Annotated in this window: 12 protein-coding genes; 5 read left to right on the top strand and 7 right to left on the bottom strand. The window is 72.5% G+C overall.

The features are described from left to right. Nucleotides 1-27 precede the first annotated feature (27 nt). From ABME02_RS01110 to ABME02_RS01095, 4 genes are all read left to right on the top strand, one after another. Complete coding sequence (locus ABME02_RS01110) at nucleotides 28-741, top strand: NUDIX hydrolase (RefSeq protein ID WP_353813419.1); 714 nt, start codon at nucleotides 28-30, stop codon at nucleotides 739-741. An 81-nt stretch (nucleotides 742-822) separates the two neighbouring features. Then, nucleotides 823-1380 (top strand): MarR family winged helix-turn-helix transcriptional regulator, encoded by a 558-nt coding sequence (locus tag ABME02_RS01105; RefSeq protein ID WP_353813418.1) that lies wholly within the window; start codon nucleotides 823-825, stop codon nucleotides 1378-1380. A 285-nt stretch (nucleotides 1381-1665) separates the two neighbouring features. Next, nucleotides 1666-2823, top strand: coding sequence for a serine/threonine-protein kinase (locus ABME02_RS01100; RefSeq protein ID WP_353813417.1), 1158 nt, complete (start codon nucleotides 1666-1668; stop codon nucleotides 2821-2823). A gap of 105 nt (nucleotides 2824-2928) precedes the next feature. Further along, nucleotides 2929-4062: an AI-2E family transporter gene (locus ABME02_RS01095; protein ID WP_353813415.1), complete on the top strand. Its 1134-nt coding sequence runs from the start codon at nucleotides 2929-2931 to the stop codon at nucleotides 4060-4062. 54 nt (nucleotides 4063-4116) lie between these two features. On the opposite strand, the gene ABME02_RS01090 is transcribed toward ABME02_RS01095, so the two are convergent. Together ABME02_RS01090 and ABME02_RS01085 are read right to left on the bottom strand one after the other, a co-directional pair. After that, nucleotides 4117-5547, bottom strand: a complete 1431-nt coding sequence (locus ABME02_RS01090) for a GNAT family N-acetyltransferase (protein WP_353813414.1) — start codon at nucleotides 5545-5547, stop codon at nucleotides 4117-4119. Between the two features lie 64 nt (nucleotides 5548-5611). Continuing rightward, nucleotides 5612-5812, bottom strand: a complete 201-nt coding sequence (locus ABME02_RS01085; RefSeq protein WP_353813413.1) for a hypothetical protein — start codon at nucleotides 5810-5812, stop codon at nucleotides 5612-5614. 106 nt (nucleotides 5813-5918) lie between these two features. Here ABME02_RS01085 and ABME02_RS01080 point away from each other — a divergent pair, with 106 nt between their 5' ends. After that, a complete protein-coding gene (locus ABME02_RS01080; protein WP_353813412.1) occupies nucleotides 5919-7688 on the top strand; it encodes an ABC transporter ATP-binding protein in 1770 nt (589 codons plus the stop codon). A gap of 124 nt (nucleotides 7689-7812) precedes the next feature. On the opposite strand, the gene arfA is transcribed toward ABME02_RS01080, so the two are convergent. The 5 genes from arfA to ABME02_RS01055 form a co-directional block, all read right to left on the bottom strand. Further along, nucleotides 7813-9348 (bottom strand): arabinosylfuranosidase ArfA, encoded by a 1536-nt coding sequence (arfA, locus tag ABME02_RS01075; RefSeq protein ID WP_353813411.1) that lies wholly within the window; start codon nucleotides 9346-9348, stop codon nucleotides 7813-7815. A gap of 142 nt (nucleotides 9349-9490) precedes the next feature. Continuing rightward, nucleotides 9491-10393 (bottom strand): sugar phosphate isomerase/epimerase family protein, encoded by a 903-nt coding sequence (locus ABME02_RS01070; RefSeq protein WP_353813410.1) that lies wholly within the window; start codon nucleotides 10391-10393, stop codon nucleotides 9491-9493. After that, complete coding sequence (locus ABME02_RS01065; RefSeq protein WP_353813409.1) at nucleotides 10390-11625, bottom strand: DUF993 family protein; 1236 nt, start codon at nucleotides 11623-11625, stop codon at nucleotides 10390-10392. Before ABME02_RS01065 ends, ABME02_RS01070 begins: the two co-directional genes overlap by 4 nt. Nucleotides 11626-11627: 2 nt before the next feature. After that, the gene (locus ABME02_RS01060) at nucleotides 11628-12827 is read right to left on the bottom strand and encodes a Gfo/Idh/MocA family protein (protein ID WP_353813818.1); all 1200 of its coding nucleotides are present in this window, start codon (nucleotides 12825-12827) and stop codon (nucleotides 11628-11630) included. Nucleotides 12828-13380: 553 nt separating this feature from the next. Then, nucleotides 13381-14424, bottom strand: coding sequence for a LacI family DNA-binding transcriptional regulator (locus tag ABME02_RS01055; protein WP_353813408.1), 1044 nt, complete (start codon nucleotides 14422-14424; stop codon nucleotides 13381-13383). Nucleotides 14425-14609: the final 185 nt, after the last annotated feature.

The following is a 14609-nucleotide window of genomic DNA, read 5'->3' as shown; positions in this document are numbered from 1 at the left end:
TGTAGCCACCGGCGTATCCTGATCGGCATGCACGTCGAGGTGGATTCCGATGGCCGGCCGACCGTCGGGTCGGCGGCGACCGTGGTGATCCTGCGCGAGGGCGCGCACGGCGTGGAGGTGCTTCTCGGCGAACGGCCGCACCGGGGGTCCTTCGCCGGGGCGTGGGTCTTCCCCGGCGGCGCCGTCGACGAGGAGGATGCCGCGGGCGATCCGATCGACTCCTCGTCCGCGGCGCGCCGGGCCGCCGTGCGCGAGACCTTCGAGGAGGTCGGCCTCGAACTCGCCGTCGACGAGCTCGTGGAGTTCGCGCTCTGGAACCCGCCGAAGGGGGTGCCGAAGCGGATGCGCACGCGGTTCTTCGCGGCCCGCGCGCCCGTCGGCGAGGTCCGGCCTGCGCCGGACGAACTCGTCCGGGTCGAGTGGCTGACGCCGACCGAGGCGCTCGAGCACCACGCCGACGGGGCGATGACCCTGTTCCCGCCGACCTGGGTGACCCTGCACGAGCTCCGGAGCGCGGGCGACGTCGACGCGGCGCTCGCGATGCTCGACGCGCACGAGCTGCGCGCGTACGTCGGGCGGTTCGACGACGACCGGACGACGCTCTTCTGGCAGGAGGACGAGCACTTCCACACCGACGACCGCGGTCATCGCGCGGTGCCCGATGACGGGCCGGACGCGGACGGTCCTCGTCACCGGCTGATGATGGATCGGCTGCCGTGGGTGTACCTGCACTCCTTCTGATGGTGGGGTGATGCCGGGCTGCGTTCCGCCGCCGGGCATTCGCTAGACCGTCTAGTAACGAGTTCATGTAGTATCAGCTAGATGTCTGACGAGCGATCCTCGGGGTACTGGTATTCCGCCGATCGCACCCGGCGAGGGGTCGCGGTCCTGAACGCGCTGCGCGACTATCGCGCGGCCGAGGCGGCGATGCGACGACGAACGCGATCGGCGATGCGGATGGGCGAGACCGACCTGCTCGCCATCCGCTACCTGCTCAAGCGCGAGGGCGAGGGGCGGTCCGTGAGCCCCAAGGACCTGGCCGCGCACCTCGGGATCTCGTCCGCCTCGACGACGGTGCTCATCGACCGACTGGTGCGCAGCGGGCACGTCGAACGCCGGCCTCACCCGACCGATCGGCGCGCGCTCGTCATCGCGCCCACGATCGCGAGCGACGACCAGGTCCGGGCGACGCTCGGCGAGATGCACCGTCGGATGATCGAGGTCGCCGAGGGGCTCGACCCGGAGCGGGCGGTCGCGGTCCTCGACTTCCTCGACTCGATGCGCGATGCGGTCGACTCCGTCCGCGATGCAGCCGGCGACGAGGCGCCTGCGGCGCCCGTGACCGCGATCGACGCCGCCCGCACCGCCACGGGCTCCTGACGCGACCCACTCGGAGATTCCGCGTCCTGTCAAGCCTGTCGACCGAAGTTGTTGCGCGAGATGCCGTCGCTGATACTTCTCGGAAGGAGTTGTCCGGCAAGATGCTAGTTAGATAAACTAGCGAAACTGCCACGCAGCAGTCACACAGCACAGAGTCGGCCGATGGCCGAGGAGAAGAGGCCGCCGATGCACGGGTCGACACCCAATGACGGTCTCACCGCTCCGCCCGGTGCAGGGCCGGCCGGCATGCCCGGCGTCGGCGTACGCACCGACCCGACGCGTCGCATGGATCCCGGGACGGTCACGGACCCGACGCAGGCGCCGTACTCCGACCCGGCCCTTCGGACCGACCCGAGCGCGATGCCCGTGGTGCCGGCGGTGACCCCGCGCCCCGTTCCGGCCCCCGGATACGACGGTGCCGCCCAGCCCGCACCCGAGGCGCTCGTCGAGCCGCTGCCCCGATACGAGTTCCTCGAGCACATCGGCTCCGGCGGGATGGCCGACGTCTACCGCGCCCGTGACAACGAGCTCGGCCGTCACGTGGCCGTCAAGCTCTTCCGCGACGGCGAGGAGACGGTCGCCGACCAGCAGCGCCGCGAGCGGGAGATCAACCTCCTGAGCGGCCTGACCCACGTCGGACTCGTGCCGGTCCACGACGCCGGCCGCCTCATCCACGCCGGGATCGAGCGGCGCTACCTCGTGATGGAGCTCATCGACGGCCTGTCGCTCGCGCATCGCATCGCCGAGGGCCCGCTCAAGCCCCGACAGGTCGCCGACATCGGCGCGCAGGTCGCCGACGTGCTCAGCTACGTGCATGGTCGCGGGGTGATCCACCGCGACATCAAGCCCGAGAACATCCTCGTCAGCGAGATCCCCACCTTCGGGTACACGCTGATGACCCGCCTCGCCGACTTCGGCGTCGCGCAGTTCGTCGACGGCACCAGGCTCACCGGCCACGGCACCATCATGGGCACCGCGGCGTACATCTCGCCCGAGCAGGCGCGCGGCGAGGACGTGACCGCGGCGACCGACATCTACTCGCTCGGCCTCGTGCTCCTCGAGGCGCTGAAGGGCGAACGCGAGTACACGGGCACGCCCATCGAGGCCGCCCTCGCGCGGCTGCACCGCCCGCCCGCCATCCCCGAGGACCTCAGCGCCGAGTGGCGGTCGATCCTCGGGGCGATGACCGCGGACGACCCCGCCGTCCGCCCGAACGCGCACGACGTCGCGAGCACCATGCGCGACATCATCCGCCTCATGATCCTCGAGAAGCAGGTGCGCAAGGGGCGCGTCCCGGTGTGGGCGCGCGCGAACGGCGACGCGGTCTCCGCAACCGATCGACGGCGCCGGAACGCGGGGATCGCCGGCATCGTGCTCGGCATCCTCGGTGTGGGCATCGCGATCGTCGTCGGCATCGCGGCGAGCACCGGGCTCATCGGCTAGTGGTGGTCGGGATCCCAGCGGCCGGGGCCGTGCCACCGCTCGGTGCGGGCACGGTCGCGGCGCGCCGACCCTGCCCGCACGGGCGGCGGGCGTAGCGTCGCAGCCATGTGGAGACGTGTCGCCGGAGCCGTCCGGAAACCCGAGCCGGCCGTGCAGGCCGAGGTGACCGCGGACCGGGACCCGGGCGCCCCCGAGGTGCGCGTCCGTGCCTTCCGGATCGGCTTCGTCGGAGCGATCGGCGTGCTCGTCGCGCTGTTCATCGGCGGCGTCGTCGGCCAGCTCAGCACGGTCATCCTCTACATCGCGCTCGCGCTCTTCCTCGCGCTCGGCCTCGACCCCATCGTGAGCTGGCTCCAACGTCGCGGCATGCCGAGGTGGGTCGCGATCCTCATCGTGTTCGCCTTCGTCATCGGCCTCTTCGTCGGCCTGATCGCGACCATCGTGCCGATCGTCATCACCCAGATCACCGAGGTCGTCACCAACTGGGAGCAGATCGTCACGGACTTCCAGGACAGCGACCTCGTCGCCTGGATCGGCGCGATCACGGGCAGCAGCACCTGGCTCGCCGACTCGATCTCCGGGATCGGCGACTGGCTCGCCGACCCCGCGAACATCGGCGCGCTCACCGGCGGTATCCTCGCAGTCGGCGCCGGCATCGCCGGCGGCTTCACCGGCGCGACGATCGTGCTGATCCTCACCCTGTACTTCCTCGCCTCCCTCGATGCCATGAAGCGCTACGCGGCCCGTTTCGTGCCCGCGTCGTCGCGCAACGGCTTCGTCGACGTCTCGCAGGAGATCACCGGGTCCGTCGGCCGGTACGTCATCGGGCAGATCAGCCTCGCCTCGGTGAACGGCGTGCTGAGCCTCGTCTTCCTGACGATCATCGGCGCACCGGCGCCGATCCTGCTCGCCTTCATCGCCTTCCTCGGCTCGCTCGTCCCGCTCATCGGAACCCTCTCGGGCGCGGTCGTCATCTCGCTGATCTGCCTCGCCGCCTCGCCGGCGACGGGGCTCGCCGCGGCCATCTACTACCTCGTCTACATGCAGCTCGAGGCGTACGTGCTGAGCCCGCGGATCATGAGCCGCGCCGTCGCGGTGCCGGGCGCGCTCGTGGTGATCGCGGCGGTCGCGGGCGGCACCCTCGGCGGCGTGCTCGGCGCGCTCGTCGCGATCCCGGTCGCGGCGTCGCTCATCATCATCGTCGAGAAGGTCATCTTCCCGCGGCAGGACGTCGCCTGACCTCCGGGGCGCGGAGCGCCCCGACGTCGCCGGAGCCTTCGCCCGCCCGGGCGATCAGAACCAGATGCTGAGGTGCGGTGCCCGCGTCGACGCGAACATGCGGTCGGCGAGCTCGAGCGCGCCGCTCGACGACGCCGTGATCCGGCCCGCGCGCGCGAGGACCGAGGGCCGGACGCCGCCGAGGTAGATCGAGGCGAGGTCGCGCACGTCGAGCTTCAGCGATCGCGGTTCGGCAGCGCGCGCAGCCGAACGCGACCCCGAACCCTCGGCGCTCGCGGCCCGGGCACGGGCGCGTTCGCGCTTGGGCGCGGCGGACGTGGTCGAGCCGCCGCCCGCGCCATCCGTCGACCCGTCGGGGCGCGGGACGTGCACGACCGCCCGGCCGTCGGCCGAGGCGAGCAGGTTGTAGCGGCCCGCGGCGTAGCCGAGCGGATCCTCGATGTCGAGCACCAGCTCGCCGGCCGCGCCGTACCGCCGGGCGCCCAGTGCCGCCGCCGCATCGACGATGCGAACCCACAGGTGATCGGTCGCCTCGGTCACCCGCACGGCCCTCGGGTCCTCGAGGAGCCACTCGATCGGCTCGTCGACGGATCGCAGCCTGCCGCGGATGCCGGACACGAAGTCCTGCTCGACGAGCACGCGCCAGAGCGCGCGCTCCGCGTCGTCGCTCGCCGCAGCGAGCACGTCGAACTCGGCCCAGCCGGGCTCGTTCGGCTCACGGGTCACTCGGAAGGCGGCGAAGCCCTGGGGCTGGCCGTGCTCGTCGTCGTAGCGGATCGCGCGCAGCGAACGCGACGCGTCGGACTCGGGGTCGACGAGGCCGAGCATCCGATCGAGGATCCCCGACCACCGGTCGATCTCGCCCGGCGTGCGGGCCACGGCGCGACGCGAGATCGCGGCGGCCGCATCGCGGAGCGTCGTCGGCTCGACGAAGTGCACGCGACCGGGCGCGGCCGGCCCGATCCACTTCGCCCGGCGCCGGTCGATCTCGATCGTGGCGGCCCGCGCCGCAGGCGCGTACCCGTAGCGGCCGTAGATCGTCGCCTCGGTGACGGTCAGCATCGCCACGGCGGCGCCGGCCCGCTTCGCGGAGCGGAGCTCGGCCTCCATCATGGCGCGAGCGATCCCGCGGCGCCGGTGGGTGGGGGAGACCGTGACCGAGCTCACCGCCCAGCCGTCGACGCTCCGGCCGCCCGGCACGCTGAGCCCGGTCGGCCAGCTCGAGACCGTGGCCACCGGCACGATCGGGTCGGGCACGCCGGGATCGAAGACGCCGTGCAGCCGGCGCTCGCCCATGACGCGCCGCTCGTACTCGCGCGTGACCTCCCGCGGGCGGGCGTGGTGGAAGCCACGGTGGTCGGCGTCGATCCAGCCGTCGAGCGCCGCGCTGTCGGAGGGGTCGATCAGGCGGTAGTCGAGTCCCTTCGACGCGAGTGCGCCCTTGGCATCGGGATCGACCGGGATGGAGCGAGGTTCGAACGACACCGATCCAGCCTATCGAGGCTCGGCTCGGTCGGAGCTGAGGAGGCCGGACCGCCGGAACCCGTCCTCAGGTCCTCATGAGGCTCCCGCCGTAGCGGACTCGCGACGCGGCGTCGACGGCGGCGGCGAGGATGAGGACGCCGCCGGTGACCATGAGGTTGACGCCGGCTCCGAGGTTCAGCAGCCCGAGTCCGTTCGTGATGACCGCGATCACCAGGGCGCCGATCGCGGCGTGGAGCAGGCGACCGCGGCCGCCGAAGAGGCTCACGCCGCCGACGACGGCCGCGGCGACACTCCCGGAACGAGTCGGAGAGAGCGCTCCCAGCCGGTTCCGAGGCGTAGCGGGCCGTCCGCATCGAGGGCACAATGGAGGAATGCACGGGCAAGCGCTTTCCCACATCGAACGGGCCATCGACGGGCGACGACCCGGACGTTCGGTGCTGCGGCTGCTCGGAATGCACCGCCGCCGGGTCGCGGCATCCGTCTTCTTCTTCGCCCTGAAGGACACACCGCTCTGGCTCATGCCGGTGGTCACCGCCGAGATCATCGACGTGGTCGTCGCCGGCGGGCCGCTCCGCGAACTCGCACTGTGGGCGGGCATCGCGATCGTCGCGCTCCTGCAGAACTACCCGAACCACGTCACGTACACGAAGCTCTTCATGGGCGCCGTCCGCGACATCGGCCGCGACCTCCGCAACGCGCTCGCCGCCCGCCTGCAGTCGCTCTCCATCGGGTTCCACACGCGGTCCGACTCCGCGATCGTGCAGACGAAGGTCGTTCGCGACGTCGAGAACATCGAGGTCATGCTGCAGCAGGCGGCCCATCCGCTGCTCTCGGCGACCATGGTGCTCATCGGGGCGATCGTGATGACCGCGATCAACGTCCCGCAGTTCCTGCCGGTGTACGCGCTCGCCATCCCGCTGGCCGTGCTGCTCCGCGCCATCCTGAACCGGCGCAGCCGGGTGCGCAACGAGCGGTTCCGGCTCGAGGTCGAGCAGTTCTCGGCGCGCGTCGGCGAGATGGCGACGCTGCTGCCGATCACCCGCGCCCACGGCCTCGAGCACGTCGCCGTCGACCGCGTCGCGACGGGTGCCGAGGGGGTGCGCTCGGCCGGGCTCCGGCTCGACCTGCTGAACGGCCGCTTCGCATCGCTGTCGTGGGTCACGCTGCAACTGCTGGGCGTCGGATGCCTCGTGCTCGCCGCCTGGATCTCGATCGCCGGGTGGCTGCCCATCACCGCGGGTCAGGTCGTGCTGCTGAGCTCCTACTTCGCGCTGCTCACCTCCGCGGCGACCGGCCTGCTCATGCTGCTGCCGATCATCGCGCGCGGCACCGAGTCGATCCGGTCGATCGCCGAGGTGCTGCAGGAGCCCGACCTCGAGTTCAACGAGGGCAAGCGCGCCGTCGAGCACGTGGTCGGCGGCATCCGCCTCGACCAGGCCGAGGTGCGCTACGAGTTCGGCGAGCCGCCCGCGCTCGACGGGATCGACCTCGAGGTCCGCCCGGGGGAGACCGTCGCGTTCGTGGGCTCGTCGGGCTCGGGCAAGTCGACGCTGCTGAACCTGGTGCTCGGCTTCCTGCGGCCCACGCGCGGCCGCGTGCTGCTCGACGGCGTCGACATGGAGGAACTGGACCTCCGGACCTTCCGCCGGTTCGTCTCGGTCGTGCCGCAGGAGTCCGTGCTCTTCGAGGGCACGATCCGGGACAACATCGTCTACGGGCTCGGCGAGGTCTCCGACGCTCGGGTGCTCGCGGCCCTGCGCGACGCCAACGCGCTCGAGATCGTCGACGCGCAGCCCGACGGCTGGGACACCGTCGTCGGCGAACGCGGCGCGCGACTCTCCGGCGGCCAGCGGCAACGTCTCTCGATCGCACGGGCGCTCGTGCGCGACCCGCGCGTGCTGATCCTCGACGAAGCGACGAGCGCCCTGGACCCCGCCTCGGAGGCGAAGGTGCGCGACGCGCTCGGCCGCCTCATGCGCGGGCGCACCACCCTCGTCGTCGCGCACCGGCTCTCGACGATCCGCTCGGCCGACCGGATCGTGGTGCTCGAGCGCGGGCGGGTCGTCGAGGTCGGCTCGCACGACGAGCTGGTCGCGCGCGGCGGACGCTACGCCGAGCTGCATCGGGTGCAGTCGGCGTAGCGGCGGCCCGGTGCCGCGCAGCGGCGGGCCGGGGGCGTTCGCGGGGCGTCGGGAGCGTGCGGCGGCCCGTCCGCCGACGGCGGTACGGCCGCACTGCGGCAGGCGCGCGGGCGTGGAGGAGCCGCTACGCGACCCGGGCCGTGAGCCGCACGAGCGCCCACGACTCCGGCGGCAGCGGCACGGTCGTCACGTCGCCGACGGTCGCGACGCCCTCGAGCGGGAGCGGTGCGGCGGCGGCGCCGCGCGCGGCGAGGCCGGCCGCGGCATCCGTCGACGAGGCGCCGCGCGCGTTGTCGTCGGCGACGACGACGGATGCCTCGGCGAGGGCGACGTCGGCGAACCCGAGGTGCTCGACCGCGGCGCCGACCGGCTCGGCCGTGCGGTTCACGAGGATCGCGACGAGCGAACCGGATACCGCGTCCCACGTCACGGTCGCGGAGACGCCGGCGACCTCGCCGTGCCTGTCGGTCGCGAGGGTCGGCCCGTCGACCCGCGCGTCGAGCGCGACGCCCGTGGCGTGCGCGGCCGTGAGCGCGATCGGATGGAACGTGGTCTGCTTCCAGGCGTCGCCGCCGGGCTCCGTGAGCATCGGCGCGATGACGTTCACGAGCTGCGCGAGGCACGCCACGGCGACCCGATCGGCGTTGCGGATCAGGGTCGCGAGCAGGTCGCCGGCGACCACCGCGTCGAGGCCCGAGTAGACGTCCTCGATGAGCCGCGGCTGCTCGAGCAGGGCGAGGTCGTCCTCGCCCGGGAACTCCGAGATGTACCAGACGTTCCACTCGTCGACCGAGAGCTTCAGGCGCTTGGCCGAGTGGCGGCGCGCCGCCACGGCGTCGGCCGTCGCGACGACCTCGTGCATGAACGCCTCGAAGGATGCCGCGGAGCCGAGGAACGACGCCCGGTCGCCGTCGCGCTCCTGGTAGTACGCGTGCACCGAGATGTAGTCGACGTCCTCGAACGTGTGCTCGAGCACGACGCGCTCCCACTCGCCGAACGTCGGCATCTCGCGGCTCGACGACCCGCACACCACGAACTCGACCGACGGGTCGACCCGCCGCATGGCCTGCGCGGCCTGGCTCGCGAGCTTGCCGTAGTCGTCGGCGGTCTTGTGGCCGATCTGCCACGGACCGTCCATCTCGTTGCCGAGGCACCAGAGCTTCACGGCGTAGGGTTCCTCGGCGCCGTTCGCGCGCCGCCGGTCGCTCCAGGCGGTGCCGCCGGGGACGTTGCAGTACTCGACGAGGTTCGCCGCGGCATCCGCCCCCCTCGTGCCGAGGTTCACGGCCATCATCGGCTCGACGCCCGCCTTCCGGGCCCAGCGCATGAACTCGTCGGTGCCGAACGTGTTGGGCTCGATCGTGCGCCACGCGAGGTCGATCCGCGTCGGGCGGTCCTCGACGGGACCGACGCCGTCCTCCCAGACGTAGTTCGAGACGAAGTTGCCGCCGGGGTAGCGCACGAGGCTCGTGCCGAGCTCGCGCGTGAGGGCGATCACGTCGTCGCGGAAGCCGTCGGCGTCGGCGGCGGGGTGCCCGGGCTCGAACACGCCCGTGTAGACCGCGCGCCCGAGGTGCTCGACGAACGAGCCGAAGATGCGGCGGTCGATCTCGCCGACGACGAACGACGGGTGGACGGTGATGCGGGCGGTCTGCGTCATCGCGGTGCTCGGCTCTCTCTGCGTGTTCGGCGGTTCGGTGCGTGCTGGGCGTTCGGTTCCGGGGAGACGCGTCACCCCGATCGCTCGCGTCCGGGGCCGGGCGACCGGTCGGGGTGACTCGGTGGGGGGCGGGCGGCCGGCGTCAGCCGGCGGGGGCGGGGGTCGGGGCGGGGGTGTCCGCAGCGGTGAGGTACGGCGCCACGGCACGGTCGAAGGATGCCGCGGTGCGTGCGACGACCTCAGCGTACGGGGTCGCCCAGATGTCGGCGTTGAAGAGCTCGACCTCGATGTCGCGGTCGTAGCCCGTGGCCTCGACAGCCCGGGTGAAGGCCGCGAAGTCGATCACGCCCTCGCCCGGGTAGTGGCGCGAGAGCAGCACGTCGGCCGGCAGCGGGGTGTTCCAGTCGCACACCTGGTAGCTCGCGATGCGGCCCTCGCGGCCGGCGCGCGCGACCTGGTCGAGCACCTCCGGGTCCCACCAGAGGTGGAACGTGTCGACCTCGACGCCCACCGTCTCGGGGGCGAAGGGCGCCGCGAGGTCGAGCGCCTGCTTCAGCGTCGACACGACCGCGCGGTCGGAGGCGTACATCGGATGCAGCGGCTCGATCGAGAGCTGGACGCCCGCCGCGGCGGCATCCGGGACCAGCTCGGCCAGGGCGCCGGCGACGCGGGCGCGCGCGCCGACGAGGTCGGTCGAGCCCGCCGGCAGGCCGCCCGCGACGAGCACGAGCACGGCCGTCGATCCGGGTGCGCCCGCGGCGGCGAGCGTCGCGGTCTCCTCGATCGCGCGGCGGTTGTCGTCGATCGACGCGCGCCGCTCCGGGCCCTCGGGCATCGTGAAGAAGCCCGCACGGCAGAGGCTCGTGAAGCGCAGCCCCGAGTCGGTGAGGCGAGCGGATGCCTCGGCGAGGCCGACCTCGGCCACGGGCTCGCGCCACAGGCCGATCGCCTGGTAGCCGCCCGCCGCGGTGACGTCGAGCGCCTCCTGGAGCGACGCGTGCTTGATCGTCGCCTGGTTCAGCGAGAGGCGGGGGTGCGCGTTCATGCGGGGACCGCCTCGGAGGACGGCGCCACGGCGGGCGCGCCCGCGGCCGTCGCGGATGCGGCATCCGCCCGGGTCGTGTCGACGCCGTTGATCGTCAGCAGCTCGTGCCAGCGCGCCGCCGCCAGTTCGGGGCGCTCGAGCGCGCCCGAACCGTTCGCGAGCTCGACGATGCGCGAGAGGTGCGGCAAGCTCCGCGCGGCGTGCAGGCCGCCGACCATCTGGAATGCGGGCTGGTGGCCGTTCAGCCAGGCGAGGAACGCGACGCCCGTCTTGTAGTAGTACGTCGGGGCCGCGAAGACCTGGCGCGACAGCTCCTCGGTCGGCCCCAGGATGCGGCGGTACTCGGCGACGTCGTCGCGGTCGAGCGCGTGGATCGCGGCCGAGGCATTCGGCGCGAGCGCCGCGAACGCGCCGAGCAGCGCGTCGGAGTGACCCTGCTCGTCGCCCTCGATGAGGCCGACGTAGTGGAAGTCGTCGCCGGTGAACATGCGGGCCGTCGCGGGGAGGCGACGACGCACGGAGATCTCGGCCTCCGCGTCGAGCAGGCTCATCTTCACGCCCTGCACCGTGTCGCGGTTGGCCTCGATGACCTGGAGGAGCGTCGCGGCCGCGGCATCCGTGTCGGTCGACCCGAAGTAGCCTTCGAGCGCCGGGTCGAAGGCGGTGCCGAGCCAGTGGAGCACGACCGGCGCGCCGGCCTTCGACAGCACCTCGCGATAGACGCGGCGGTAGTCGTCGGCGTTCTGCGCGACGCGCGCGAGGTGGCGGCTGGCCATGAGCACGGCCCCGGCGCCCGCGTCCTCGGCGTGGTGCAGCTGCTCGACGTAGGCGTCGATCACCTGCTCGAGCGAGATGTGCTCGTCCTCGACGTGGTCGGTGTTGACGCCGACGACCACGCGGCCCCCGACGGACGCCGCCTCGGCGGCGCTGCGCGAGATGAGCTCGCGGGTCGCCGCCGCATCGAGGCCCATGTTGCGCTGGGCCGTGTCCATCGCGTCGGCGACGCCGAGGCCCCACGACCAGACGTGGTGGCGGAAGGCGAGCGTCGTGTCCCAGTCGATCTCGGCCGGCTGACCCGGCGTGTTGTCGGCGTGCGCCTTCGGCACGACGTGCGCGGCCGCGTAGGCGACGCGCGACTCGAGCGGGCGCCGGGGCTTCGCGAAGGCGGGCGCCGGATTCAGCGGGGCGGCGCGGGTCGCGCCATCCGCTCCCAGCAGGGTCAGCGTGGTCATGGTCAGCGCGCCCCCGTCAGCTCGCTCGTCTCGTCGGTGCCGGATGCCGCAGCATCCGCCGTCTCTGCCCCCGAGTCGAGCGTGACCTCGGGGACGTCGATGCGGCGCCCGGTCCTCGACGACTCGAGGCCGAGTTCGGCGAGGAGCATGCCGCGCGCACCCGCGAGGAAGTCGTACGTGTTCGGGGCGTCCTCGACGACGTGGCGGATGAAGTCCTCCCACTGGGTCTTGAAGCCGTTCTCGAACTCCTCGGTGGTCGGCACCTCGATCCAGTCCTGCGCGTAGTCGTGGTCGTCGGCGAGGTCGGGGTTCCACACCGGCTTCGGCGTCGCGTTGCGCGGCTGGATCTTGCAGCCGAACAGGCCGACGACGGCGGAGCCGAGCGTGCCGTCGACCTGGAACTCGACGAGCTCGTCGCGATTGACGCGCGTCGTCCAGCTGGAGTTGAGCTGCGCGGTCACGCCGCCCTCGAGCTCGAAGATCGCGTACGCGGCGTCATCGGCGGTCGCGGTGTACCGCGAGCCCTTCTCATCGACGCGCTCGGCGACCTCGGTGACGGCCTTCGCGTAGACGGACTCGACGCGGCCGAAGGTGTTCTCGAGCACGTAGTTCCAGTGCGGGAACATGTCGACGACGATGCCGCCGCCGTCCTCGGCCCGGTAGTTCCAGCTCGGGCGCTGCGACGGGTGCCAGTCGCCCTCGAACACCCAGTAGCCGAACTCGCCCCGGACGCTGAGGATCTTGCCGAAGAAGCCGGAGTCGACGAGGCGCTTGAGCTTGCGCAGGCCGGGCAGGTAGAGCTTGTCGTGCACGACGCCGTTCTTGACACCGGCGTCCGCTGCGAGGCGCGCGAGCTCGAGGGCCTCGGCGTAGCTCTCGGCGGTCGGCTTCTCGGTATAGATCGCCTTGCCGGCCGCGATGGCCTTCGTGATCGCGGCGGCGCGGGCCTTCGTCACGAGGAAGTCGGCGTAGATCGGCCAGCGGTCGTCGGCGAGCACGGCGTCGAGGTCGGTCGAGTAGTGCTCGATGCCGTGCTTCGCGGCGAGCTCGGCGAGCTTCTTCTCGCTGCGGCCGACCAGGATCGGCTCGACCTGCACGCGGGTCTCGCCGTCGGCGAGGAGCACGCCGCCCTGCTCGCGGATCGCGAGGATCGAGCGCACGAGGTGCTGGCGGTATCCCATGCGGCCGGAGACGCCGTTCATGATGATGCCGATGGTCTGCGGGGTCGTCGCGTCTGCCACGGTGGTTCCTCTTCGGTGCCGGGAGCGGGCGACGGGCCGTGACTGGGGTCCGGCCGCCGCGTCGCTGCGGGAAAGCGTTTACCCGAGTGTATGGCACGGTGCGCGGTTCGCGCAACACCCGGTGCGCGGGCCGGCCGGCTGCCCGGCCTGGTGGCGCGCACCCCTCGAGTTCGCAGGATGGGACGGCTCATGGCGGCGGAGGTCGGGTCATCGCGCGGCTCAACCTGCGTTGGGCATGTGCCGGGTCGGCTCGGTCGGGCCGATGGCGGCTGGCTCCGTCGAGTTCGCAGGACGAGGCGGCTCATGGCCCTGAGGACCGGGGCATGGTGCGCCTCATCCTGTTTTCGGGGCTGTGCGAGCGGGCTCTGTGAGGCGGATGGCACGGTGCGGTGGATGGCACGGAGCGGTGGATGGCAGGGAGCGGCGCGGAGTTCGCAGGATGACGTGGATCTTGGCGCCGCAGGCGGGGGCGTCGGGCGCCTCGTCCTGCGTTCTCGGCCGTGCAGGCCCGGAATCAGCCGCGGCGCGGCGTCGAGTCGCGGATCACGACCTCGGTGTGCACCGGGGTGTCGTCGATCGCGTCGGCGTCGTCGAGCGCGAGGCGGAGGGCGCGGCGACCGACCTCCTCGAGCGGGATCCGGACGGTCGTGAGCGGCGGGGTGACGTCGCGTACCGTGGGCACGTCGTCGAAGCCGGCGACCGCGACATCCGTGCCGGGGGTGAGGCCCGCGTCGCGGATGGCGGACATCGCGCCGACGGCCATGACGTCGTTGCCGGCGAAGACGAGCTCGACGCCGTCGAGGCCCTCCTCGATGAGCTGCGCCATGCCCTCGTACCCGCCGTCGCGCGTGAACGCCGGCCGCACGATGCGGTCGAGCGTGCCGCCGCCCGCCTCGAGCCCGGCGCGGAAGCCGGCGAGGCGCTCGTCGGCCGTGCGAATGCCCTCGGCGCCCGTGACCGCGGCGAACCGTCGATAGCCCAGGTCGATGAGCTCGCGTGCGAGGGCCTCGGCGCCGGCGCGGTTGTCGAGCTGCACGGCGCGGAACGCCCCGGCGGCGCTGCTGACGAACGCGACCCGTCCGCCGTTGGACTCGAACGCCTGCAGCTCGGCCTCGAGCGCGTCGTTGTTCGGGTCGCCCTCACGGCGCGACGCGGCGAGGATCATGACGCGGGGACGCTGGCCGCGGAGCGTGCGGACGAGGTCGAGCTCGCGCTCGGTGTCGCGCTCGGTCGCGGCCATGGTGACGATGAGCCGTTCGCGGTCGGCCTCGCGGACGACGCCGGCGGCCATCTGCGAGAAGTACGGGTCGGCGATGTCGGCGACGAGGAGGGCGACGGTCGTGGTGGTGCCGCGGGCGACCGCCTGGGCGGAGAGGTTGGGGGAGTAGTTCAGCTTCGCCGCGGCCGCGAGCACGCGCTGGCGGTACTCCTCGTTGACCTTGCGCGTGCTGCCGTTGAGCGAGCGCGAGGCGGTGGCCAGGGACACGCCGGCCTCGCGGGCGACGTCGTGCAGGGTCGCGGGGGCGGTGCGCCGGGTCTCGACGGCGTCGTCGGTCATGCGTCCTCCGTATCCGTGAGTCACTCTCGCGAGGCTCTGGCAGGCGCCCCATGCTATCGCCGAGGGCGACGGTTGCCGCGGATGTCGCGGCAGCGGGGTGCCCCGATGACGCAATGCTACCGTAGTGAGATAGCGCTTTCCCGACGTGTTCGCGCCGACCACGCGGCATCCGGAAGGCAGGACCA

Origin of the sequence: Agromyces zhanjiangensis (genome assembly GCF_040496055.1) — a bacterium.
In the GTDB taxonomy this organism is placed as follows: domain Bacteria; phylum Actinomycetota; class Actinomycetes; order Actinomycetales; family Microbacteriaceae; genus Agromyces; species Agromyces zhanjiangensis.
Note: the sequence above shows the minus strand (reverse complement) of the source record. Positions and strands in the feature narration are given on the sequence as shown.